This window comes from Rathayibacter sp. AY1C9 (assembly GCF_002932315.1).
Lineage (GTDB): Bacteria > Actinomycetota > Actinomycetes > Actinomycetales > Microbacteriaceae > Rathayibacter.
The window spans coordinates 68,080-91,006 of the sequence record NZ_PSVZ01000001.1 but is presented as its reverse complement, the minus strand read 5'-3'; the positions used below and the strand labels follow the sequence as shown (position 1 = coordinate 91,006).

The following is a 22,927-nucleotide window of genomic DNA, read 5'->3' as shown; positions in this document are numbered from 1 at the left end:
GCGCGTTCTACGCCTCGGCGCTCTCGGGGCGCTTCGTGCGGCCCGGGAGCAGGAGCAGGCCCGAGACGCCCACGACGATCAGCAGGATGGCCGCGACCGTCACGAAGGAGGCCAGCGCCAGCACGGGCATGATGATCGTCAGGACGCCCGCGATGACCGAGGCGATCCCTGCCGCGATCGGCAGCCACGCGGGGCCGGCGACGGTGCGGCCGCTGGTGATGCTCGAGACGCCGTCGAGGATCCAGCCCGCGCCGATCACGAGGCCCAGGACGCTCAGCGACTCGAACGGGTTCGACAGGCACAGGATGCCCGCGACCAGGATCAGGGCGCCGAGCAGGCCCGCGAGCCAGCGCACCCGGGCATCGAGCCGCGAGGCGGTGAAGGCCAGCAGCAGGCGGAAGACGCCCGCGGCGATCAGGTGGATGCCGAAGACGATGGCGACGGTCAGCAGCGTCGGGCCGGGGATCAGGACGGCGATGACGCCGAGCACGATCGCGATCAGCGAGACGGCGATGATCCACCAGCGCTCGACGGAGGTGCGGGACATCGTGGGCGCGGCGGTCTCGGACATGGCGTTCCTTCGCGTCGGGAAGTGCGGACCCCTCGAACGTTAGGGCACCGGGGCGGGGTGGCGCGGGGCCTTGCGCCCGCCCGCCCGAGGACTCAGGTCAGTGGCGCGATCCGGTGCGCGCCGCGGCACGGTGCCGCCGCACGCGGCGCACCACGAGCGCGAGCAGCAGCACGCCGAACGCGCTGTAGATGATCGCGTCGAGCACGCCCGCGTACTGGTCGACGAGCTCGTACTGCGTGCCGAGGGCCGCGCCGAGGCCGATCAGCAGGCCGTTCCAGACGCCGGAGCCGAGGATCGTCAGTCCCGAGAACAGCAGCAGGTTCATCCGCTCGGCCCCCGCGGGGAGCGAGATGAGGCTGCGCACGCCCGGGATGAGGCGACCGAAGAGGACCGCCCAGGTGCCGTGCCGGCGGAACCAGCCGACCGCCTTCTCGAAGTCCTCGCGGTCGACCAGCGGGAGCTTGGAGAGCAGGCGGATCGAGCGCTCCGTGCCGATGCGGTGGCCGAGCGCGTAGAGGATCAGGCCGCCGAGGTAGGCGCCGAGGGTCGCCGTGATCACGACCAGCACCAGGTTCATCCGGCCCTGCTGGGCGAGGAAGCCGGCCAGCGGCAGCACGAGCTCGCTCGGGATCGGCGGGAACACCGTCTCGATCAGCGTCAGCAGGCCGACGCCCGCCTCTCCGAGCGCGGCGATCACCCGCGCGGCGACGCCGACGAGCCCGGAGAGCTCGTCGATGCTGTCGGAGGAGGAGGCGGTCGCCACGGAGGCGGGGGCGAGGGCGAGGGTCGCGATCGTCATGACTGAGAAGCTACTCAGTCCGCCGAGCGCGCACCTGGGAATCCGGCGGCCCGCTCAGGGGCGGCCGGTGAGCACGACGGTGTCCGATCCCTGCAGCCGCACCTCGACCGAGGCGATCTCGGACAGCGGGAGCCCGGTGGCGAGGCTGGGCTCCATCGTCGTCCCCGGCGCGCTCGTCCACGATCCGACGGCCTCGGTGCCGCCCGAGGTGTCCGTGACGTAGAGGACGTAGCCGGCCGAGCCCGCGTACTGCTCGGCCGTGTCGGCCCAGCTGCAGTCCATGTCGATCCGCGTGCCCCACTGCTGCGGCACGAACCGCACGGAGGCCTCGACGGGGACGCCCGGAGCCGCGGCGAGCGAGACGGTCGAGCCGACGGTCTCGACGGGGGCGAGGGACGGGCCGATCGCGAGCGGCAGGGCGACGGCGGCGGCGGCCGAGACGCCCGCGGCGGCGAGCACCAGGCCCGCGATGCGCAGCCGCGTCCGGCGGCGGACGGAGTCGGTGGCCGCGGCGAGGCGGGTCAGCAGTGCCGCCGGAGCCGGATCGCCGGCCGCCTCCGGCTCCTCGACGAGGCGCATCGCCTCGTCCTGGGGCAGGTGGGCCAGCAGGCCCGGCAGCGGGACGAACTCGGCGAGGGACTCGCGGCAGCCGGGGCAGGCGCGCAGGTGCAGCTCGTACTCGCGGCGGTCGGCAGCGGTCAGGGATCCGAGGAGGTACGCGGCGTCCCAGTCGCGGAAGGGGTCGTCGTGCCGGTCGTCGGAGGAGGGGTCGCGGCTCACAGCTCCGTCACCCCCCGCTCCTGCAGTGCGAGCTTGAGGGCCCGCATCCCGTAGTGCATCCGCGACTTGACGGTGCCCGGGGCGATCCCCAGCAGCGCGGCGATCTCGGTGACCGTGCGGCCGCCGTAGTAGGCGTGCACGATGACGGCGCGGTGGTCGTGGCTCAGTCCGCTGAGCGCGTCCGAGAGCAGCCAGGCGTCGAGCACCTGGTCGGTGCGGTCGGCGGTCGGGCGGTCGGGGACCTCGTCCGTGCCCAGCTCCCGGGCGTAGCGGGCGCTGCGGCGGTCGTCGATGACGAGGTTCCGGGCCACGGTGTAGAGCCAGGAGCGGGCGGCGGCCTCGCCCTGGGCGAGGATCTCGGGGTGCTTCCAGGCGCGCAGCAGCGCCTCCTGCACGACGTCCTCCGCCATCTGGCGGTCGCCGGTCAGGCGCAGCACGAACCGCCAGAGCGCGCTGGCGTGCTCGTCGTGCAGCGCACGCAGCATCTGGGCCTGATCCTCGGACATCTCCACCTCTTCCTGCACCAACGTAACGGGGGCCCGAACGGTTCAGCCGGTTCGCGCGAGCGGCCGCACTCTGGTACTCCGGAGTCGATGACCTTCCCCGATGCCGACGACGCCGCCCGCGTGCGCTCCTTCCTCCGCGACAACCGCTCGCGGATGCTCGACGACGTCCGGCACCTCGTGATGATCGAGAGCCCCAGCGACTCCCTCGAGGCGCTCGGCGAGCTGCACGCCTTCCTGGTGCACTGGGTGGGAGAGCGGCTCGGGCACGACGCCGACGTGCAGCACCGGCGTGCGCAGGACGCGCCGACCGCGACCAGCTGGACCGTCCCGGCGAGCGGCGGCGCGAGACCGCACCGGGGCACGCGTCCGTTCGTGGCGCTGCTCGGCCACTACGACACGGTGTGGCCCCTGGGCACGACCCGCTCCTGGCCCTTCGCCGTCGACGGCGACCGCCTGAGCGGACCGGGCAGCTACGACATGAAGGCCGGGCTGGTGCAGATGGTGTGGCTGGTGGCCGCGCTCCGCCACGCCGGCATCCCGCATCCGGCCGTCCGCCTGGTGATGAGCGGGGACGAGGAGATCGGCAGCGCCGCCTCCCGCCCGTTCCTGGAGCGGCAGTGCGCAGGCGCCGACGCGGTCCTGGTGTTCGAGGGCGCGATCGGCGACGCGGTCAAGACGGCGCGCAAGGGCATCGGGCGCTTCGTGATCGACGTGGTCGGCGTCGAGGCGCACGCCGGGGTCGAACCGGAGAAGGGGGCGAGCGCGATCCACGAGCTCGGCTCGCTGATCCCGCGGGTGCTGGCGATCGCGCGGGAGGAGGAGGGCACCTCGGTCAACATCGGAGTGGTCTCCGGCGGCTCGCGGGTCAACGTGACGACGGCCCGCGTGCGCCTGGAGCTGGAGGCGCGGATCCGCGGATCCGCCGAGGCCGCCCGCGTCGAGGCCGAGCTCGACGCGCTCGCCGCCGCCGACCCGCGCATCCGGCTGGAGGTGCGCGGCTCCTGGGAGCGGCCCGTCTTCGAGCGGACCGCCTCCGTCGCCGCGCTCTACCGCAGGGCCGAGCGGGTCGCGAAGCGGATCGACGTCCCCCTCCGCGAGATCGCGGTCGGCGGGGCGAGCGACGGCAACCTCGTCGCCGCGCTGGGCCTGCCGGTCCTCGACGGGCTCGGCGCCCCGGGCGAGGGTGCGCACGCGCGCAGCGAGGCGATCGGCATCGAGGGCATGCTGGAGCGGACGGCGCTCGCCGCGCTGCTGGTCGCCAGCTTCGGCGACGAGCACTGACCGGCTGCAGAGGAAGGACGAGCGGATGACCCTGTACGAATCGCGCCCCGTGGGCGTCGTGATCGAGGCTCCGGCCGCGGAGGTGTACGCCTTCGTCTCCGACCCGGCGAACCTCCCGCGGTGGGCCGCGGGCCTCGCCTCCGCCGCGCTCGAAGAGGTCGACGGACGCTGGTTCGCCGACTCGCCGATGGGCCGGGTCGAGGTGCGCTTCGCCCCGCAGAACCCGTTCGGCGTCGCGGACCACGAGGTCACGCTCCCCGACGGGACGGTGGTGGACAATCCGCTCGGGGTGCTCGTGAACGGGAACGGCGCCGAGGTGGCCTTCACCGTGCGGCGGCGCCCCGGGATGAGCCTCGACGACTGGGACGAGGACTGCGCGCGGGTCGCGGACGACCTCGAATCGCTCCGGCTGCTGTTCGAGCGCGGGGCGCTGTAGGTTCGTCACAGCTCCGGCGCAGGGCCGGCACCCGTGAGAACGAGGACGCGATGACCTCCCCCGATCGTCCGAGCACCCGCCCCGCAAGCGGCATCGAGCTCAACGGCCTCGACACGATCCAGGAGTCGGAGCGGCACGGCCGCCCTCGCGACCTGTTCTGGCCGTGGTTCGCCGCGAACGTGTCCGTGCTCGGGCTGAGCTACGGCTCCTTCCTCCTCGGCTTCGGCCTCTCCTTCGGGCAGGCGACGCTCGTCAGCGTGATCGGGATCGTCGTCTCGTTCCTCTTCTGTGGTCTGGTCGCCGTCGCCGGCAAGCGCGGCTCCGCCCCCACGATGGTGCTCAGCCGGGCAGCCTTCGGGGTCGACGGCAACCGCCTCGTCTCGGTGATCTCCTGGCTGCTCACGGTGGGTTGGGAGACGGTGCTGGCCTCCCTCGCGGTGCTCGCGACGGCGACGGTGTTCGAGGAGTTCGGCTGGGACGGGGGCGTGCTCACCAAGGTGGTCGCGCTGATCGTGGTCGCCGCGCTCATCGTGATCGCCGGGATCGCGGGCTTCCGCCTGATCATGCGGCTCCAGCTCGCGATCACCGTCGCGACCGCCGTGCTGACCGTGGTCTACGTCGTGCTCGTCCTCGACCGGATCGACCTCGCTGCCGTCGGCGCCCTGCCCGCGGGCTCGGCCGCCGCGGTCATCGGCGGGCTCGTGTTCATGATGACCGGCTTCGGGCTGGGCTGGGTGAACGCCGCGGCAGACTACTCCCGCTACCTCCCCCGCGGGGCCCGCACGAGCGGAGTGATCGCGTGGACGACGATCGGCGGAGCGGTCGCGCCCGTCGTGCTGGTGGTCGTCGGCCTGCTGCTGGCCGGCTCCTCGCAGGAGCTCTCGGACGCGATCGCCGCGGACCCGATCGGAGCGCTCGCCGGGATCCTGCCGACCTGGTTCCTGCTCCCCTTCATCGTCGTCGCGCTGCTCGGCCTGATCGGCGGGGCCGTGATGGACATCTACTCCTCGGGCCTGGCGCTGCTCAGCACGGGGCTCAAGGTCTCGCGGCCGGTGGCCGCCGGGATCGACGGCGTGCTGATGGTCCTCGGAGCGGTCTACGTCGTGTTCGTCGCGGGCGACTTCCTCGGCCCGTTCCAGGGCTTCCTGATCACCCTCGGCGTGCCGATCGCGGCCTGGCTCGGCGTGTTCCTCGCCGACCTCCTCCTCCGCCGGCGCGACTACGACCAGGAAGCCCTGTACAACTCCCGCGGCCGCTACGGCAGCGTCTCGGCGGTCCCCGTGGCCCTCGTGCTGATCGGCGCGATCGTCGGCTGGGGCCTGGTGGTCAACTACTCCCCCGGGTTCGAGTGGGAGGGCTACCTCCTCGGCTCGCTCGGCGGCCGCGACGGCGACTGGGCCGGCGCCAACCTCGGCGTCCTCGTGGCGCTCGTGATCGGCTTCGCGGGAACGCTCGCCCTCTCGCGCGGGGCCGTCCGCCGCCAGGAGGCCTCGGCGTGAGCCTGCTCGTCGCGATCGACCTGCAGCACGTCTTCGCCGACGCCGAGTCGCCGTGGGGATCCGGCGGATTCGAGCGCGCGGCCGAGGGGACCCGCCGGCTCCTCCCGGCGTTCGGCGAGCGGGTCGTGACCACCCGCTTCGTCGCCCCGGATCGGCCCGCCGGCGCGTGGATCCCCTACTACCGCGAGTGGCCGTTCGCGCTCGTCCCCGAGAGCGACCGGCTCTACGAGCTCGTGGCCGGGTTCGAGGGCCACCGCACGATCACCGCCACGACCTTCGGCAAGTGGGGGCCGGAGCTCGAGGCCGAGCTCGACGACTCCCGCGAGCTCGTGCTCACCGGCGTCTCGACCGACTGCTGCGTGCTCTCGACGGCGCTGGCAGCCGCGGACGCCGGAGTGCGGGTCAGGGTCGCCGCGGACGCCTGCGCGGGCGCCTCCGAGGCTGACCACCAGCGCGCGCTCGACGCCATGTCCCTGTACGCGCCGCTGATTGAGATCACGACCGTGGACGCGGTGCTGGCGGACCTGCGCGACCGGGTCTGAGACCGCGGGCGGGACGCGAGCCGCTCGCGCCGGTCGGCCCCGCGCGTCGCGGGGCGACCCCGTCACCCGGCATGATGTCGGCATGTCCTCCACCGACGAGCGCGTCAGCCCGGCTTCCCGCACCCTGGTCATCGGCGAGGCGCTGATCGACATCGTCGAGCGCGACGGCAGCGCCACGGAGCACGTCGGCGGCTCCCCGGCCAACGTCGCCCTCACGCTCGCCCGACTCGGGCGGCCCGCGACCCTCGTCACCGACATCGCCGACGACGAGCGCGGCCGCCGCATCAGCGCCCACCTCGAGGCCTCCGGCGTGGAGGTCCGGCACGGCGACTCGGAGCGCACCAGCACCGCTCGGGCGGTCCTCGCCGCGGACGGGTCGGCCCGCTACGTCTTCGACCTCTCCTGGAACCCGCCGGCGGCGGACCCGGAGGGCGCCTCCCACGTCCACACCGGCTCCATCGCGATCTTCCTCGAGCCGGGCGGATCCGCCGTGCTCGGGCTCCTCGAGGCTCTGCCCGCCGGAGTGACGGCGAGCGTCGACGCGAACATCCGTCCGGCTCTGGTCGGCGCGCACGCCGAGGCGCTCGCGCGCTTCGAGCGGATCGCCGCCGCGTGCGAGGTCGTTAAGCTCAGCGACGAGGACGCGGAGTGGCTCTACCCGACGATGCAGCTCGACGAGATCCTCAGCAGGCTGCTCTCCCTCGGGTCGCAGCTCGCGGTCGTCACCCGCGGCGCGGAGGGACTGCTGCTGGCCTCGGCCGTCACGCGGGTGACCGTGCCCGCCGCCCGGATCGTGGTGGCGGACACGATCGGCGCCGGCGACTCCGCGATGGGCGCGATCCTCGACGAGGCGTTCCGCCAGGGCCTCGGCGCCGCGAACGGGATGCTCCTCGACGGCCCCGCCCTGCACGCGATCGGCCGCCACGCCGCGCACGTCGCCGGCATCACGACCTCCCGCTCCGGCGCGAACCCGCCCACCCGCGACGAGCTCTGAGGGCCGGGGACGGACCTTCTGCAGGACGCCCCTGGTGCTCGCGTCGGGACGCGGAGATACTGGGCGCACCTCGACGGAAAGGGGTGCCGTGCCCACTTCACTGAGCCCCTACATCGGCTTCGACGGCTCCGCGCAGGAGGCGATGGAGTTCTACCGGGACGTCCTCGGCGGCGAGCTCAGCTCCAGCCGTTTCGGCGACTTCGGGATGAGCGCGGATCCGGCCGACCAGGACCGGATCATGCACGCCCAGCTCGTCACGCCGAGCGGGATGATCCTGATGGGCTCCGACTCCCCCTCCTCGAGCCCGGCCGAGAGCGGCGCCCGCATCACGATCGCGCTCTTCGGCGACGACGACGCCGAGCTGAGCGGCTACTGGGACGGCCTGGCCGAGGGCGGCACGGTCGTCGAGCCGCTGGTCGCCTCGCCCTGGGGCGACCGCTTCGGGATGCTGGTCGACCGCTACGGCGTCGGCTGGATGGTGAACATCGCCGCTCCGCCGGCCTGACGCTCCTCCCCAGCGCGGGATCGGGGCACGCCTCCCCCGGGTGCGTCCACCCGTCCCGCCGGGCGCCGCGGCAGGCGCAGAATGGAGGGGCCGCTCCCGCTCCGGGGGCCGTCCCACCTCTCACGAAGGCTGCAGATGACGATCACGCTCGGGTACAAGGCATCGGCGGAGCAGTTCGGCGCCCGGGAGCTCGTCGAGCTCGCGGTCGGCGCCGAGCGGCACGGCTTCGAGACCGCGGTCGTCTCGGACCACTTCCAGCCGTGGCGGCACACGGGCGGGCACGCGCCGTTCTCCCTCGCCTGGCTCGCCGCGGCCGGTGAGCGCACCTCCACCATCACCCTCGGCACCTCCGTGATGACCCCGCACTACCGCTACAACCCCGCCGTCATCGCCCAGGCGTTCGGCACGCTCGGCGTGCTCTACCCCGAGCGGATCATGCTCGGCGTCGGCACCGGCGAGGCGCTGAACGAGGTCGCCACCGGCTACCAGGGCGCGGGCGAGCAGACCTGGCCCGACTTCAAGGAGCGCTTCGCCCGCTTGCGCGAGGCCGTGCGGCTCATGCGCGCGCTCTGGGCGGGCGACCGCGTCACCTTCGACGGCGAGTACTACTCCACGCACGAGGCGTCGATCTACGACAAGCCCGAGAGCGGCGTGCCGGTCTACATCGCGGCGGGCGGCCCCGTCGTCGCCAAGTACGCCGGCCGGGCGGGCGACGGCTTCATCTGCACGTCGGGCAAGGGCATGGAGCTCTACACCGAGAAGCTGCTCCCCGCCGTCGAGGAGGGCGCCGCGGCGGCCGATCGCGACTCCTCGACCATCGACCGCATGATCGAGATCAAGCTCTCCTACGATCCCGATCCGGCGCTCGCGCTCGAGAACACGCGCTTCTGGGCGCCGCTCTCGCTGTCGCCGGAGCAGAAGCACTCGCTGACCGATCCGGTCGACATGGAGCGCGCCGCCGACGAGCTGCCGATCGAGCAGGTCGCGAAGCGCTGGATCGTCGGCTCCGACCCCGAGGAGACGGTCGCGCAGATCAAGCCCTACGTCGACGCGGGCTTCACCCACCTGGTCTTCCACGCCCCGGGCGACGACCAGCAGCGCTTCTTCGACGCCTTCGAGCGCGACCTCGCGCCGCGGCTGCGCGCGCTCTGACCTCCCGCCTCCGCCACGACCCCCTTCGGAAGGGCCGCTCCCGCATGACCACGGCCACCCTGCTCGCCCGGCTCGACCGCGGCGAGGCGCTGACGCGCGAGACCGCCGAGGAGCTCCTCGGCGCGCGCGGCGACGACCTCGACCTGCTGCTGGAGGCCGCCGGCCGCCTGCGCGACGACGGACTCGCCCGCCGCGGACGGCCCGGCGTCGTCACCTACTCGCGGAAGGTCTTCGTCCCGCTGACCAAGCTCTGCCGCGACCGGTGCCACTACTGCGTCTTCGTGGAGACACCGGGCGGGCTCGCGGCCAAGCGCGAGTCGACCTTCATGGAGCCGGAGGAGATCCTCGAGGTCGCCCGCGCCGGTGCCGCGCTCGGCTGCAAGGAGGCCCTGTTCACGCTCGGCGACCGCCCGGAGGACCGGTGGCCGATCGCCCGCGCCTGGCTCGCCGAGCACGGCTACGCCTCAACGCTCGAGTACGTGCGCGCGATGGCCGTCCTGGTGATGAGCGAGACGGGCATGGTCACGCACCTGAACCCCGGCGTGATGTCGTGGGCCGAGCTGCAGCGGCTCCGCCCGGTCGCGCCCTCGATGGGCATGATGCTCGAGACGACCGCCGAGCGCCTCTGGTCCGAGAAGGGCGGTGTGCACTACGGCTCCCCGGACAAGGACCCGGCGCTGCGCCTGCGCGTGCTCGAGGACGCGGGCCGCAGCCGCATCCCCTTCACCACCGGCGTGCTGCTGGGCATCGGCGAGAACGCGGCGGAGCGGGCGGACGCCCTCTTCGCGATCCGCGAGTCCCACGAGCGGTGGCGCCACGTGCAGGAGTGCATCGTCCAGAACTTCCGCGCGAAGCCGCGGACGGCCATGCAGAACGAGGTCGACCTCGAGCTGCAGGAGTACGTGGCCAACGTCGCGGTCGCGCGCCTCGTGCTGGGCGCTGAGGCGACGATCCAGGCGCCGCCGAACCTCACCGACGAGCAGGAGCTCGGGCTGCTGCTGCGCGCCGGGGTCGACGACTGGGGCGGTGTCAGCCCGCTCACGGCGGATCACGTGAATCCGGAGCGCCCCTGGCCGAACATCGACGACCTCGCGCGGCTCACCGCGGCGGCCGGCTACCGGCTGCACGAGCGGCTGACCGCCCACCCGCAGTACCTCCGCGACTCGGCCACCTGGATCGATCCGCGCGTCGCTCCCTACGTCGAGGCGCTCGCCGACCGCGGGACCTGGCTCGCCGACGAGGCGGCGGCGGTCCTCCCCCGGCCCTACCGCGACTCGCTCGACCCCCTGCCCCGACCGGTCGCGCCCGCCCTCGGCGCCGTGCTCGCCCGGGCGGAGACGGACCCCGCCGGTCTCGAGGACGCCGACTACCTCGCCCTGCTCGCAGCCGACGGCGACGACCTCGACGCCCTCTCCGCTCTGGCGGACGACCTGCGGCACGACGCCGCCGGCGACGAGGTCTCGGTCGTCGTGAACCGCAACATCGACACCTCGCTCTGGGGAGTCGGCGATCTGACCGTCGAGCGGCTGGAGGAGCTCGCCGACGAGGCGGTCGCGCTCGGCGCCACCGAGCTCTGCCTCCAGGGCGCGATCGGACCGGAGCACCCGGGCGACGATCTGCTGCTGATCGTCCGCACGCTGAAGCAGCGGCAGCCCTCGCTGCACCTGCACGCCTACCGGCCCGGCGAGATCCTCGAGGTCGCCCGGCGCACGGGCCGAACCCTGCCCGAGATGCTCGACGCTCTGCGCGAGGCCGGCGTGGACTCCGTCCCGGGGACCGCCGCCCGCATCCTCGACGACGACGTCCGCGCCGTCCTGAGCGAGGGGACGGACCCGACCGTGGCCGAGTGGCGGGAGGCGATCACGGCCGCGCACCGCAGCGGCCTCCGCTCCACCTCGACCATGGTCTACGGACACGTCGAGACCCCCAAGCAGCAGCTCGCGCACCTGCGCACGCTCGCGGCGATCCAGGACGAGACGGGCGGCTTCACCGAGTTCATCGCGATGCCCTTCGTCCCGGCGGAGGCGCCTCCTTCCGTGGTGCGCGCGAGCCGGGGCGGGCCGACCCTCCGCGAGACCCGCGCCGTGCACGCCGTCGCACGGCTCGTCCTCCACGGCCGGATCGCCCACGTGCAGACCGCCTGGACCAAGCTCGGACTGCACGCGGCGCAGGTCCTCCTCCGCGGCGGGGCGGACGACCTCGGCGGCCTGCTGCTCGACGGCGCCCTGCGGCCCGAGGCCGGAGCGGAGGCCTACCGCTCGCTCGACATCGCGACCGTCGCCCGGCTGAGCGGCGAGATCGGCCGCGGCTGGCGCCAGCGCACCACGACGTACGGCGTGGTCGCGCCGGAGAGGGCGCTGCGGGCGGAGCCCGTCGCAGCGGCGGGTCCTCAGCGGATGCGCCTCCCGGTCCGCGGGACCCGCCGGGCGTCATGACCCGCTCCGAGTACCTGCGGCGCCAAGCCGAGCTGGTCCGGGAGGAGCGGATCGAGTCGGACAGCGCCACCGTGCGGCTGCTGACCGCGGGCGCCGAGAGCCCGCGCGCGGTCCTGCTGCTGACCGGCGTCGGCCGGGGCGCGCGGAGCGACACCGGGCTGCTGCTGCCGATGCTGGCGCGGCGCCACCGCGTCGCCGCGCTCGAGCTCGCCGATCTCGGCGACCCCTGGCTCGACGGACCCGCCGCGGTCCGCGCCTCCTTGGACGCGCTCGGCGCCGAGGAGGCCGTCCTGATCGGCCACTCGCTCGGAGCCGCCGTGGCCCTCGCCGCGGGCGATCGGCGGGTGCGCGCCCTCGCCCTCGTGGCCGGATGGCTGCGCCCGACTGAGCGCCTCCTCCGCACGGCGCGCCTCTGGCCGATGCTGCCGCCCGACGCGCAGGAGGAGGCCGCTCGGCTCCTCGCCCTCCGCTCGGCCACCGCCTCCTCCCCGTGGGGCGCCGACGCCGCCAGGATGCTCGCCGCCTCCGCCCGGGCCGACGTCGCTGCGGCCGCCTCGGACTGCCGGGTTCCCGCCCTCGTGGTCGGCTGCTCCGCCGACGCCGTCGCCGGCGTTGAGGGCGCCGAGGCCCTGCTCGGCGCGATCGACGACGCCCGCTACGCCGTCCTCGACGCCGGTCACGCGGTGCTCGCCGAGCGGCCCGCCGAGCTCCTCGCCGTCCTCGAGCACTTCCTCGCCGATCCGCACCGCGACCCGGCGGGCAGCGTCCTGGCGAGGACGACGGTCTGATGGACGTCGACGTCGTCGTGATCGGAGCCGGGTTCGCCGGGCTCGGAGCCGCGGTCCGCCTGGAGCGCCGCGGCGGGACCTCGTTCGTCGTGCTGGAGCGCGCCGAGCGGATCGGCGGGACCTGGCGGGACAACGTCTACCCCGGGGTCTCCTGCGACATCCCCTCGCACCTCTACTCCTACTCCTTCGCCCCCGAGGCCGACTGGTCGGCGTTCTACGCCCCCGGGGCCGAGATCCAGGCCTACCTCGAGCGCGTCGTCGAGAAGGAGGGCCTGGCGCCCCGGCTCCGGCTGGGGACCGAGGTGCTCGAGGCGGTCTTCGACGAGGAGGCGCACCGCTGGCGGGTGCGCACCTCCCGGGGCGACTACTCCGCCGCGGTCCTCCTCGTCTGCGCGGGGCGCCTCTCCGAGCCCCGCCTCCCGGCCGTCCCGGGCCTGGATTCGTTCGCGGGTCCCGCCTTCCACTCCGCACGCTGGCGGGACGACGTCGATCTCGACGGGAAGCGCATCGGCATCGTCGGCTCGGGCGCCTCCGCCGTGCAGATCGTGCCGCACCTCGCCGAGCGCGCCGCCGAGGTGGTGCTCTTCCAGCGCTCGGCCCCGTACGTCGTCCCCCGCCGGAACCGCCCGTACCCGCCGGAGGAGCGCCGAGCCCTCTCCCGCGCGCCCGGGGCCCTGGCGAGGCTCCGCGAGGAGCTGTTCTGGCGCGCCGAGCTCGGCTTCGCCGGCCGCGTCGCCGTGCCCGAGGCCATCGATCGGCTGCGGGCGGAGGCGCTCGGCCACCTCGAGGCGCAGATCATCGATCCCGCGCTCCGCGCCGTGCTGACTCCGGACTACGAGATCGGCTGCAAGCGCGTGCTCCTCTCGGACGACTACTACCCCGCTCTCGCGCAGCCGCACGTCCGCGTCGTCCCCGGTCCGCTCCGGCGCATCGAGGAGGGCGCCGCGCTCGGCGACGACGGCGTCCCGCACAGGGTCGACGTGCTCGTCTTCGCGACCGGCTTCCACTCCACGCGGCCGCCCTTCGCCCGGCGCATCCGCGGCCGCGGCGGCGTCCTCCTCGCCGACCGCTGGGCCGACGGCATGGTCGCGTACGAGTCGACCGCGGTCCACGGCTTCCCGAGCCTCTTCGTCGTCAACGGCCCCAACGCGAGCCTCGGCCACAACTCCGCGGTGCACATGATCGAGACGCAGATCGCCTACGTGCTCGCCGCGCTCGACCACCTCGCGGTCTCCGGCGCCGACCGGCTCGAGGTCACCGCCGAGGCCGAGGCCGCCTCCGTCGCCCGCCTCGACGCCCTCAGCGCCGACACCGTCTGGACCAACGGCGGCTGCGAGAGCTGGTACCTGGACGACAACCGGCGACTCACCCTGCTCTGGCCCGACTTCGCCTTCGCCTTCCGCGAGGAGCTCGGCCGGTTCGACCCCTCGGCCTACACGACCTGACCGCGGCTCGCTATCGTGACCGCATGACCGACCGCGTGCTCGCTCCCGAACCGCCCGCCGACGGTGCGAAGCCGAAGGGACCGGCCTCGTACTTCCCGAGCATCGAGAAGACCTACGACCGTCCCGTCCAGGACTGGCTGGACCTCGCCGACGAGCGTCTGCGCTCCGAGCCGCACATGCAGGTCGTCACCTGGCTGAAGACCGAGCACGGCCTGGGCCACGGCCACGCCAACGCGATCGTCGCCTACGTCCGGGCCGCCCGCGCCTGACCGGTCCGCCCGCCGTCCGCACAGGCTAGGCCCGCCGGCCTCCCCGGACCACCCGTCGTCGGCGCCCGCGCCGTCCGGGGATAATCGGGGCATGCGCGAAGACGACGATGTCGATCTGGTGATCGACGCGTGGGCCGGGGCCCTGCCCGACCTCGATTTCGCGCCTCTGGACGTCGTCTCCCGCCTCCGCCGGCTCAGCCCGCGCGTGCAGGAGGTGCGGCGGCAGTCCTTCGCCGTCAGCGATCTCGCCCCGTGGGAGTTCGAGCTCCTCTCGCTGCTGCGGCAGCGCGGGGAGGGCGGGATGACGCCCTCGGCCCTGGCCACGCACCTCGCGCTGTCCAGCGGCAACCTCGCCAGCCGCGTCGACCGCCTCGGGGCCCGCGGGCTCGTGGTCCGCGAGCAGAACGCCGCCGACTCGCGCAGCAAGATCGTCTCGCTCACCCCGCGGGGCACGAAGCGGGTCGACGAGGCGATGCGCAATCTCGTCGCCGCCGAGGGCGAGGTGCTCGCCGACCTGGACGCCGCGCAGGTGTCGGTCCTCATCGAGTGCCTGCGGCGGATCAGCGACACCCTCGACCGACTGCAATGAGGCGCTACGCCCGACGAGCCTGAGAGGTCAAGCCCGTTCGGAGAGACGGGCACCGGACGTAGCGTGAAGCGTGCACGGTCGAGGCGTCAGCCACCCGTGCGGATGATCGCGAAAGCGGAGTGCACCATGACACAGATTTCTTCTATCCAACCCGCGCGATGGAGCCGGAACGGAGTCAGGATCGTCGTCGTTCCCGGGGCGGAGCTGCCCCGGTTCCGACTCGAGATCGACGCCCGACTGACCACCGCGCCCTCCCTCGTCCCCACCGGACCCTTCTCGACCGTCGAGGAGGCCGAGCGGGCCGCCGAGGTCGCCGCCGGCCTGCTGGGGGCGAAGATCCCGGCCTGAGCGCACACCCGTCGAGACGGCCGGATCAGCCCGCGAGCTCCGCGAGCGATCCGGTCGGGACCGCGATCCACCCCTCGGCCTCCGCCGCCTCCTGCAGTTCGGGAGGCACCGGCAGGGTCGCGCCCAGGGCGTGGGCGCGGGCGTTGAGAGCGGCGACGACGGCGTCGAACGCGTCGTCGGAGCGGCTCATCAGCGCGAGCGCGGGCGCCGGCACATCGAGCCAGGGTGCGGCCCGTCGCAGCGACTCCGCGGCGAGCGCCACGGCCTCCGGTCGCGTCTTGTACCCCGTGGTGTCCACTCCCCAGAGCCGCAGCGCCGCCGCCGGGTACGCCTCGACGAGCCGTCCGCGCCCGGAGCGGTCGACGTCCTCCCCGCTCGCGGCGAAGGCGTCGAGCAGCTCCGCGCAGCGCATCGCGGTCATCCCGAGCCGGTCGGTCGAGACGCTGAGCGGCCAGCGGCCGGTGACCTCGCGCGCCACCCGGTCCGTCTCGCGGTACGCGAGGCGGCGGCGCCAGTCGCGTCCCGCGAGCGTCCGCGGCGAGACCTCCCGTCGCGTGTGCGCGGAGACGAACGCCGCGAACTCCACCGGCCAGCCGAACGCGCAGTCGATCCCGATGACCGCCGCGTCCCGTGACGCCTCGACGATCGTCGCGTCCTCGGCGCCGAGTACGAGCGAGCGGACGACGGCCCGGCCGCCGGAGAACTCGAGGGCGGCGAGAGCGGTGCGCACCGGCTCCGCAGCGAGGTCGACACCGATCGTGAGCACGGGGACAGGGTAGGCGCTCCGGCGCTACGCTCGAGCGATGACGCCGCCCGCTCCCTCCTCCCGGGCGGAGTCGGCCCGCGTGCCGGTCGCGCTCCTCCGCCTCCTCGTGGCCGCCGCCGTTCTGGTGGCCGTGATCGCGACGGCCGTCGACACCGCCTCTCGGACGCCGCTGAACCCGTTCAACTTCTTCGGCTTCTTCACCATCCAGAGCAACATCGTGCTGGCCGTCGTGCTCGGAGCCACCGCCGTGCTCGCGCTCCGCCGCCGTCCCGCGCCCGGCGGGCTCCTACTGGTGCGGGGTGCCTTCACCGGGTACATCATCGTCGTCGGCCTCGTCTACAACACCCTCCTCACCGATGTGGCGGGCGGAGTGGCGCTGCCGTGGGCCAACACCGTCATGCACGTGCTGTTCCCCGTCTACGGACTGCTCGACTGGCTGCTGCTCGCGGATCGCCCTCCGCTGCCGTGGCGCAGGCTCTGGCTGGTCGTGGTCTACCCGATCGTCTGGCTCGTCGTGGTGCTGATCCGCGGAGCGACGGACGGCTGGGTGCCCTATCCGTTCCTGGATCCCGCGACCGGGTACGGGCAGGTGTCGGTGTTCGTCGTCGTGATCGCGGTCGCGTTCCTCGCGTCGGGGGCGCTGGTCTGGGCGATGAGCCGGCTGCGGATCGTGCCGGTGGCAGGCGGCTGAGAGGACGCTCGCCTTCCAGACGGTTCCGCCCGCCGGACGACCGGATCCGCTGCAGTCGCGCACATCCGGCCCGTTCTGGGGTCACCCGTTCGGGGTCATCCGGGGCGCCGCTCCCCTAGCGTCAGCACCGACGGTTCCCCCACCGTCCTCCCCCTCGAGAACGGTCCCCCATGAGCCTCTCCCTCTCCCGCCCGCCGACCCCGAGCCGCCGCGTCCGCGCCCTCGCCGTCGGAGCCGCGCTCGCCCTCGCCGCCGCGCTGCTCCCGGCGCAGGCCGCCGCCGCCGCCACTCCCGCCACCCTCTCGGTGCTGAGCCTCGGCGACTCCATCACCCAGGCCTACGGGACCTGCGGCTCCTTCGCGGACTGCCCCCGCAACAACTGGTCCACCGGCACCAGCTCCTCGGTGAACTCCTTCGCCTCGCGCCTGCGGACCGCGCTCCCCGGCACCACCGTCACGACCGCGAACTTCGCCACCACCGGCGACGTCGTCGCGCAGGTCCCCTCGCGGATCGACGCCGCGGTCGCCGCCGGCGTGCGGCCGGACGTCGTCACCCTGCTCATCGGCGGCAACGACCTCTGCTCTCCCGACAACCGCGTCGCCTCCGACGGCTACACGATGACGCCGGCGAGCACGTTCCGCACCGGAGCCTCCGCCGCGATCACGAAGATCCGCACCACGTGGCCCTCCGCCCGCATCGTCCTCTCGTCGATGCCGAACGTGGCCTCCGAGTGGTCGGTCGTGAAGACCGGAGTCGGCGCGCTCGTCTGGGCGGGCGGCGACCTCTGCCGGACCACGCGCGGCGTCAGCTCCACCGGCCGCAGGCTCAGCAGCACCGCCGCGGCCGCCTCCGCCGCTGCCGCGAAGACGCGGACGACGCAGTACAACACCGCGCTGCGGACGGCGTGCAGCGCCGCCGGTCAGCTCTGCGACTGGGACGGCGGAGCGCTCACCGCGACCCCCGTCACCAAGGGCCTGATCGGGACCACCGACTACTTCCACCCGAGCGTCGCGGGTCAGGCGAAGATCGCCTCGATCCAGTGGGCGGCGTCGAACTTCTCGAAGTAGCGGCCTCCGAAGCGGCCGCTCACGCGTCGAGCGGCCGCTCCCCCTCGCGGCGGCGACGCTGCTCCTCGGCGAGCCGCGCGTAGTGCGCCTCCTCGCGCTCGAGGTCGGCGAGCTGCTCCTCGGTGCTCTTCGGAGCGGGCCGCACCACCATCGTCGGCGGCGCCTGCTTCCGGCGGCGGGGCACTCGGCCGCCCGGCACGAAGGATCCGCCGTCGCCGCGCTTCCAGTCGTGCCCGAGCAGGAACCACAGCGAGACGCCGATGAGCGGGAGGAAGAAGATCAGCAGGATCCACACGATCTTGGGCAGGTTCTTGATGACGTTGTCCGGCTGCCGCACGACGTCGACCAGCGCGAGCACGGTCAGGACGATGATCACCAGCGAGAAGACGAACCCCATGCAGTCGAGGGTACGACGCCGCCGCGCGAGCAGAGTGCTACTCGGAGAGTCGCATCACGACTCCGGCGTCGAACACTCCGCGGTCCGCTCCTTTCCTCTCGCGCACCGCTTCGACCTCGCTCCAGGCCACTCCGAGCTCCGACGCGAGCGCATGCAGGACTTCCGCGACGTCCGCCAGCTCTTCGACGGACGGGGCAGCCAGGACCTCGTCGCATTCCTCCTTCAGCTTCGCCAGGAGCCAGGCCCGCCGCTCGCCGGCATCGACGGATCTGAAGCGCGCGTCGACACCGAGACCCCAAAGCAGTGCCGGTACACCGTCTCGGACGAGCTTCTCCCTCGTCATGTCAGCAGCCGGACGAGCTCTGATGCTGACGCGACGGACCCGCCCGCGTCGACGTCGGGGGCCCGGAGAGCGTCGACTGCACCACGGACATCGCTCCACGGAGGACGGTCTCCGGTCACATCGACGGCCGGGCCCCATCGAGTACCCTCCGCTGAAAGTGGACCGAGCACCTTCCCCCACCCCGACAACTCCACCCGATACCCGTTCGAACGCCTCTCCGGATTGTGACCTGGAAGAATGACGGCTGGCACCCCTGATGCCACGCACGTCGTCGCGATTCCATGTCCTCCGTGATGCACGACGGCAGCCAGCTCCGGAAACACTTCTTCGAGATCCCAGAGAGCCGCGACGTGGATGGCGTCCGGGACATGTCGATACGAATCCGCTGACGCCTGGTCTCCGGTCGCCACATAGATTTCTCCTTCCCAGTTCTCGAAAGCGTGCAGGAACTCCGAGTCGATTCCTCCTACCGTCCGATAGAACAGCAACCCGGATCCATGCAGACCCGCTTTGACCGGTCCGAGAACGCCAGTGAAAACCACTTCTCTCATACCGACGCGGCTCTCCATTACGTCAAGACTCGGCGCACTCGGTATTGCGATCAGCCCGCGTTCGAACAGTTCTCGAACATCTCGATCGACCAGGGGAAGCCCTCGCCGCCCAAGAGCCTCGTTGACCGCCATGAGCGGTCCGGTCCAGATCTCGGACACTCCCTCGCCCTGATAGCGGTAGCCGACGAGCTGATTGTCTTGGCATAGCGTGACGATCGGGATGGAGAGCGAAGCGCAAGCTACGATCATCGACAATCGGTTATCGTTGATCACCCGGTCCGGCCTGAACCGCTGGAGCACAGCGACGTCAGCAACGACTGCTTTATCGAACACGCCAGGATCTCCCCATTCTGCCCATGGGTCGATGTCTGCGACACCTTCGCGGTAATAGGCTGTCGTGAAGATTCCCGCCTTCGAGACCAATCGATCGTGCACCGCATTCTGCCGACCGAGTAGAACACAGTCCCAACCCGCGGAGTGAAAAGCCCGACCTATGGCTACCAGGCGCGTGACGTGGCCGTTCCCCCTTCCCCACGAGACATGCAGTACAACGGGGCGCTTCATGTCGCCCTCGCAAACCGAAAATTCTCAACGAGCGCGACGACAGTCGAATGCGATGCAGCGGCGACCAGGCCCACCTCTTCTCCCGCGAGAGCGAGTTCCCAGTCGGCGAGATCTGGAGTTGCGTTCGCTCGCGCGATCACCGTACGCAGGTGATGCGGAGGAAGAGAGCGCGTCAATGGCGCGACGACCTTTTCGTGCGCATTGCCGATGACAACGTAGCCATCGACATCGCTACCAAGGGCTAGGACGTCTCGCCATGATGAGATCTCGATCTCTTGCGCTATTCCTGCATAGCCCCGCAGGTCTAGGGCGCCGGGGATCATGTGGACGTGCATGTGATGACAGAGGCGCTCTCCAGGACGACTTCGAAGACAGCTACCGGTACGCCCGTGCTCGAACAGAACGTAGTCCCCGAACTCTGCACAGATGCGCTTACCGAGGTCGGCCTCCAATGCGTCGAGCCGCTCTGCCGCCTGCGCATCCATGTCTGCGGCCGATGGATAGTGCTCGGTTGTGTAGATGAGGAGGTGACCCTGCCGAAGGGGAGCTGGATCAGAACAGACCGCGAGTCCGTCTTCCTCCCACACTCGACGCGGATTCGACCTGCAGAAGACGCATTCGGGGTCCCAGGTGACCGACATTCTTCATCATTTCCTTTCGCTCGAACTCGATGAGATGGACTGGACTGCGGCAAGTGCTAGATCGACCTCATTTGTCGTAGTTCTCGGCCCGAAACTCACCCGGACAGTCCCGCCATCGCCTGTGCCGAGAGTCTCGTGGGCCAGAGGAGAGCAATGCAGTCCGGCGCGAACGAGAATGTCGAAGCGTTCTTCGAGGAGCGAAGCAGCAACACTCGGGGTCACACGGTTCATCCGGAACGACACCACTCCGACAGGTTCTTCGGCGCTGGGCGATTCGATGAGGGTGACCGCGCCACCACCACTGAGACCAGTAACGAATCGTTCTCGCAAATCGGTTGCTCGACGCCGCCTTCTGGCGATCTCGGCCCCGTCCAACAGCCTCAGAGCCGCGCCTAACCCGGCGATTCCGATCCCATTCTGTGTTCCCGCCTCTTGCGACCAGGGCAGCCAGCAGGGATGATCCCGACTTTCAGAACGTCCACCCGATCCGCCGGTGACGAAAGGCGACAACCGGACACCTTCTCCGACAACAGCGCCACCAACACCCAAAGGTCCCCCCAAACCCTTGTGCCCAGCGAACACCAGCACGTCCGCAAGACCCGCGTCGACATCAAGGTACCCAAGCGCCTGCGCCCCATCCACGGCGATGAAAACACCGGCCTCTCTGCAGATTTCAGAGATTTCACGGATCGGAAGCACTGAACCGGAGACGTTGGAGGCCCAGGTGACAATGACCCCGGCGACTCCGCCGGCAAGCAGTTGCTCCTGCAGTCGATCGAGATCGAACGGTCCGCTGGTCGAGGGCGGAATGATCTCATGCCTGACCGAACCCTCCTGCGCCGCTGCATGAAGTGGCCGAACCACTGAATTGTGTTCGAAAGCGGACGTCAGGACGCGGCCCCCGATCGAGCCCAGGTGGTGCACAACCGCATTGAGAGACATCGTTGCATTCAGCGAGAAGGTCACCCGCTCCGGATCGATGCATTTGACCAGATCTGCTAGCGACTCACGAGCTGCCCAGACTTGGCCCTCAGCCCAAGTGGATAGCCGGTGCCCCGACCTGCCTGGGCTTGTTCCACGTTCAGCATAGGATTTCATGGCGTCCACTACATGATGCTCCTTGGGAAAAGACGTGGCCGCAGAATCGAGATAAATCACTCCGCACCTCTTCGTGTGGGTCTTCGTCGGTTCGATGTGATGATGAACATATATCCCACAGCCATCCACGCCGACGACTGGCACGAAATGAAACTCGCCGCGCCTGGCTCTGTGAGAGCTGGACAGCGGGCGAGCCTTGGCGCCACGTCTGCGCGTGCGCACGGTGTTCACGACCCGAGGGGTGCCACGCGCGCCACACTCTGGTCGCCGAAGGGCACAGCCTGCTACGGTCTCGCACATCGAATTGCGAAGTCACAAGCGAACTGACGTGAAGCGATCACTCCTTTACCGCGACATCGCGGAGTGCAGTCCGCAACGTACAATGAGGGCCGGCTCTGCGATGCCTCCAGGTACGCGAGAAAGGATGAAGGCATGTCAGGACCGTTGATCTTCCCGCAGAAAGCAGACGGTGTTTCTCCGGAGGTTTCAGTCGTCGTTCCGACCTATGACCGCCCTGACGAGTTGAGAAGAACTCTGACGACATTAGCGCAACAAGAGGCGTCGTTCACCTATGAGGTCATCGTCGCAGACGACGGCTCTTCGAGCGATACCGTTGCGGTCGTCAAGGCCTTCGAACACGCGATTGACATCTCATACACTCGCCAACGAGACGACGGGTTCCGCCTGAGCGCGGTAAGGAATCTCGGCGCGCGAGCATCTCGGGGCAGAACACTGATCTTCCTCGATTGCGGCACTCTCGCGGGCGAGAACCTGATTCAGTCCCATGCGGCGAACGTGGAAGTCGGTAAACGCAGTACAGCAGGGCCGACCTACGGCTGGGACTTCTCTGGCGAAGATGCCCATGCATTCCGTTCTCTTGTCAGCGGCCCGGACTGGCGCACAAAACGCATGGAGATGGCTACGCGGCCCGGCTACGCTGATTACAGATCGGACAAGTGGTTGGATGTCGATGTCCGGCGGGTTCCGCTGGCGGTCCCCTGGCGTTTCTACTGGGGACGGAACATTGCAGTGGCGCGATCGGATTTCTTCTCCGCGGGCGGTTTCGACGAGCGCTTCTCAACTTATGGAGTCGAAGATGTGGAGTTCGGCTACAGGCTATGCCGGATGGGCCTTTCTCTTCACTGGATAGAGGACGCGTGGGGCGTAGAACTGCCGAGCATCTCCGAAAATACAGCCGAACAAGCAAGAAGCAATCGAGCTAACCTGGAACAGTGGGCCGATCGATGTGTCGATATGGAAATCGAGTTCTTCATCTGCAACAGGCCCCTGGCGCAATTGGAGCAGCCCGAGTGGGAGCGCGTCGCGAGGTGGGCTCGAGATTCAACGAACAGCCGAGCTGACCTGCAGATCCTTCGTCAGCATCCGAACGACACATCGATGCTTTTCGTCGGACTGATGTCTGAAGTAGCTCATTCACGGTCCGTCGTCGCGCTCGGGCCGGGTTTTCCCATTGCGTCCGAACATCCGAGCGGCTGGTCGACTGCACGGCGACCGGTCAATCTCAACGCGATCGGGATCCGATGCGGTTTCGCCGAACGCGAATTCGACATGGTGTACCTGAGCGATGCGATGGCGCCCTTGGCTGCAGTGTGGGGTGAGCATCTTCTGGCCACGGCCCGGAGGTGCGGGAAGGACCTGTTGCTGGGGCGCGGTCTCGCCGCGGCATTTCAATCAACGGGGATAGGGTCGGACGGCTTTTAGGTGAGAGATATTCAGTGGCGCGCATCAGTTTCGGATCGCAACGACCCGGGCGACATCGAGGATCCACCTTCGTCCGCCCGCGCCAACTAGACCGGTCAGCGACTAAGGAGGAACCACTGTCTGGCGCTCGCGTCCCACAATCCGTCGC

At 70.9% G+C, this 22,927-nt stretch carries 26 protein-coding genes; 16 read left to right on the top strand and 10 right to left on the bottom strand.

Translation table 11 applies throughout. The annotated features are described in order from the left end of the window. Nucleotides 1-7: 7 nt before the first annotated feature. From C5D09_RS00505 to C5D09_RS00490, 4 genes are all read right to left on the bottom strand, one after another. Nucleotides 8-571: an HdeD family acid-resistance protein gene (locus tag C5D09_RS00505; protein WP_104225073.1), complete on the bottom strand. Its 564-nt coding sequence runs from the start codon at nt 569-571 to the stop codon at nt 8-10. A 97-nt stretch (nt 572-668) separates the two neighbouring features. Then, entirely contained in the window at nt 669-1,370 is a 702-nt protein-coding gene (locus C5D09_RS00500; protein WP_104225072.1) for a DedA family protein, read from the bottom strand. Nucleotides 1,371-1,424: 54 nt separating this feature from the next. Continuing rightward, complete coding sequence (locus tag C5D09_RS00495) at nt 1,425-2,150, bottom strand: anti-sigma factor (RefSeq protein WP_104225071.1); 726 nt, start codon at nt 2,148-2,150, stop codon at nt 1,425-1,427. Beyond that, a complete protein-coding gene (locus C5D09_RS00490; RefSeq protein WP_104268382.1) occupies nt 2,147-2,656 on the bottom strand; it encodes a sigma-70 family RNA polymerase sigma factor in 510 nt (169 codons plus the stop codon). Before C5D09_RS00490 ends, C5D09_RS00495 begins: the two co-directional genes overlap by 4 nt. An 87-nt stretch (nt 2,657-2,743) precedes the next feature. Here C5D09_RS00490 and C5D09_RS00485 point away from each other — a divergent pair, with 87 nt between their 5' ends. From C5D09_RS00485 to C5D09_RS00425, 13 genes are all read left to right on the top strand, one after another. Beyond that, a complete protein-coding gene (locus C5D09_RS00485) occupies nt 2,744-3,937 on the top strand; it encodes a M20/M25/M40 family metallo-hydrolase (protein WP_104268381.1) in 1,194 nt (397 codons plus the stop codon). 25 nt (nt 3,938-3,962) lie between these two features. Beyond that, nucleotides 3,963-4,373, top strand: a complete 411-nt coding sequence (locus C5D09_RS00480) for an SRPBCC family protein (protein ID WP_104268380.1) — start codon at nt 3,963-3,965, stop codon at nt 4,371-4,373. A 50-nt stretch (nt 4,374-4,423) separates the two neighbouring features. After that, the gene (locus C5D09_RS00475) at nt 4,424-5,872 is read left to right on the top strand and encodes a cytosine permease (protein WP_104268379.1); all 1,449 of its coding nucleotides are present in this window, start codon (nt 4,424-4,426) and stop codon (nt 5,870-5,872) included. Further along, on the top strand, nt 5,869-6,414 hold the full coding sequence (locus tag C5D09_RS00470) for a cysteine hydrolase family protein (protein WP_104246716.1): 546 nt from the start codon (nt 5,869-5,871) through the stop codon (nt 6,412-6,414). The genes C5D09_RS00475 and C5D09_RS00470 overlap by 4 nt, the downstream gene beginning before the upstream one ends. An 82-nt stretch (nt 6,415-6,496) precedes the next feature. Beyond that, entirely contained in the window at nt 6,497-7,408 is a 912-nt protein-coding gene (locus C5D09_RS00465; RefSeq protein ID WP_104246717.1) for a carbohydrate kinase, read from the top strand. Between the two features lie 88 nt (nt 7,409-7,496). Then, nucleotides 7,497-7,913: a VOC family protein gene (locus C5D09_RS00460; protein WP_104246718.1), complete on the top strand. Its 417-nt coding sequence runs from the start codon at nt 7,497-7,499 to the stop codon at nt 7,911-7,913. Nucleotides 7,914-8,048: 135 nt separating this feature from the next. Further along, complete coding sequence (fgd, locus tag C5D09_RS00455; RefSeq protein ID WP_181067747.1) at nt 8,049-9,065, top strand: glucose-6-phosphate dehydrogenase (coenzyme-F420); 1,017 nt, start codon at nt 8,049-8,051, stop codon at nt 9,063-9,065. A 44-nt stretch (nt 9,066-9,109) separates the two neighbouring features. Next, nucleotides 9,110-11,500, top strand: a complete 2,391-nt coding sequence (cofG, locus tag C5D09_RS00450) for a 7,8-didemethyl-8-hydroxy-5-deazariboflavin synthase CofG (protein ID WP_104268378.1) — start codon at nt 9,110-9,112, stop codon at nt 11,498-11,500. Further along, complete coding sequence (locus C5D09_RS00445) at nt 11,497-12,288, top strand: alpha/beta fold hydrolase (RefSeq protein WP_104268377.1); 792 nt, start codon at nt 11,497-11,499, stop codon at nt 12,286-12,288. Before cofG ends, C5D09_RS00445 begins: the two co-directional genes overlap by 4 nt. Further along, on the top strand, nt 12,288-13,733 hold the full coding sequence (locus C5D09_RS00440; protein WP_104268376.1) for an NAD(P)/FAD-dependent oxidoreductase: 1,446 nt from the start codon (nt 12,288-12,290) through the stop codon (nt 13,731-13,733). The genes C5D09_RS00445 and C5D09_RS00440 overlap by 1 nt, the downstream gene beginning before the upstream one ends. Nucleotides 13,734-13,756: 23 nt before the next feature. Beyond that, complete coding sequence (locus tag C5D09_RS00435) at nt 13,757-14,002, top strand: DUF4287 domain-containing protein (RefSeq protein ID WP_104232872.1); 246 nt, start codon at nt 13,757-13,759, stop codon at nt 14,000-14,002. Between the two features lie 91 nt (nt 14,003-14,093). Continuing rightward, nucleotides 14,094-14,591, top strand: a complete 498-nt coding sequence (locus C5D09_RS00430; protein WP_104225059.1) for a MarR family winged helix-turn-helix transcriptional regulator — start codon at nt 14,094-14,096, stop codon at nt 14,589-14,591. 126 nt (nt 14,592-14,717) lie between these two features. Further along, nucleotides 14,718-14,939 carry a hypothetical protein gene (locus C5D09_RS00425; protein ID WP_146076606.1) on the top strand — a complete coding sequence of 74 codons (222 nt, stop codon included), beginning with the start codon at nt 14,718-14,720 and terminating at the stop codon, nt 14,937-14,939. 25 nt (nt 14,940-14,964) lie between these two features. Here C5D09_RS00425 and C5D09_RS00420 read toward each other — a convergent pair whose 3' ends face one another. Beyond that, nucleotides 14,965-15,705, bottom strand: coding sequence for a DUF429 domain-containing protein (locus tag C5D09_RS00420; RefSeq protein WP_104246722.1), 741 nt, complete (start codon nt 15,703-15,705; stop codon nt 14,965-14,967). A 37-nt stretch (nt 15,706-15,742) separates the two neighbouring features. On the opposite strand from C5D09_RS00420, the gene C5D09_RS00415 reads away from it, so the two are divergent. Continuing rightward, nucleotides 15,743-16,396 (top strand): Pr6Pr family membrane protein, encoded by a 654-nt coding sequence (locus C5D09_RS00415; RefSeq protein WP_104246723.1) that lies wholly within the window; start codon nt 15,743-15,745, stop codon nt 16,394-16,396. A gap of 170 nt (nt 16,397-16,566) precedes the next feature. Further along, complete coding sequence (locus C5D09_RS00410; RefSeq protein WP_104268374.1) at nt 16,567-17,463, top strand: GDSL-type esterase/lipase family protein; 897 nt, start codon at nt 16,567-16,569, stop codon at nt 17,461-17,463. A 19-nt stretch (nt 17,464-17,482) separates the two neighbouring features. Here C5D09_RS00410 and C5D09_RS00405 read toward each other — a convergent pair whose 3' ends face one another. The 5 genes from C5D09_RS00405 to C5D09_RS00385 all read right to left on the bottom strand — a co-directional run bounded on the left by C5D09_RS00405 (nt 17,483) and on the right by C5D09_RS00385 (nt 21,117). Continuing rightward, nucleotides 17,483-17,860: a PLD nuclease N-terminal domain-containing protein gene (locus C5D09_RS00405; protein ID WP_104249441.1), complete on the bottom strand. Its 378-nt coding sequence runs from the start codon at nt 17,858-17,860 to the stop codon at nt 17,483-17,485. 37 nt (nt 17,861-17,897) lie between these two features. Continuing rightward, on the bottom strand, nt 17,898-18,203 hold the full coding sequence (locus C5D09_RS00400) for a nucleoside triphosphate pyrophosphohydrolase (RefSeq protein WP_104226465.1): 306 nt from the start codon (nt 18,201-18,203) through the stop codon (nt 17,898-17,900). Next, on the bottom strand, nt 18,200-19,087 hold the full coding sequence (locus tag C5D09_RS17050; RefSeq protein ID WP_146078964.1) for a glycosyltransferase: 888 nt from the start codon (nt 19,085-19,087) through the stop codon (nt 18,200-18,202). The genes C5D09_RS00400 and C5D09_RS17050 overlap by 4 nt, the downstream gene beginning before the upstream one ends. A gap of 227 nt (nt 19,088-19,314) precedes the next feature. Further along, nucleotides 19,315-19,959: a hypothetical protein gene (locus C5D09_RS17045; RefSeq protein WP_146085591.1), complete on the bottom strand. Its 645-nt coding sequence runs from the start codon at nt 19,957-19,959 to the stop codon at nt 19,315-19,317. Nucleotides 19,960-19,965: 6 nt separating this feature from the next. Beyond that, entirely contained in the window at nt 19,966-21,117 is a 1,152-nt protein-coding gene (locus tag C5D09_RS00385; RefSeq protein ID WP_181134990.1) for an aminotransferase class V-fold PLP-dependent enzyme, read from the bottom strand. Nucleotides 21,118-21,489: 372 nt separating this feature from the next. Between C5D09_RS00385 and C5D09_RS00380 the strand changes: the two genes are divergently transcribed. Beyond that, complete coding sequence (locus tag C5D09_RS00380) at nt 21,490-22,779, top strand: glycosyltransferase (RefSeq protein ID WP_104268372.1); 1,290 nt, start codon at nt 21,490-21,492, stop codon at nt 22,777-22,779. The last annotated feature ends 148 nt before the right edge of the window (nt 22,780-22,927 follow it).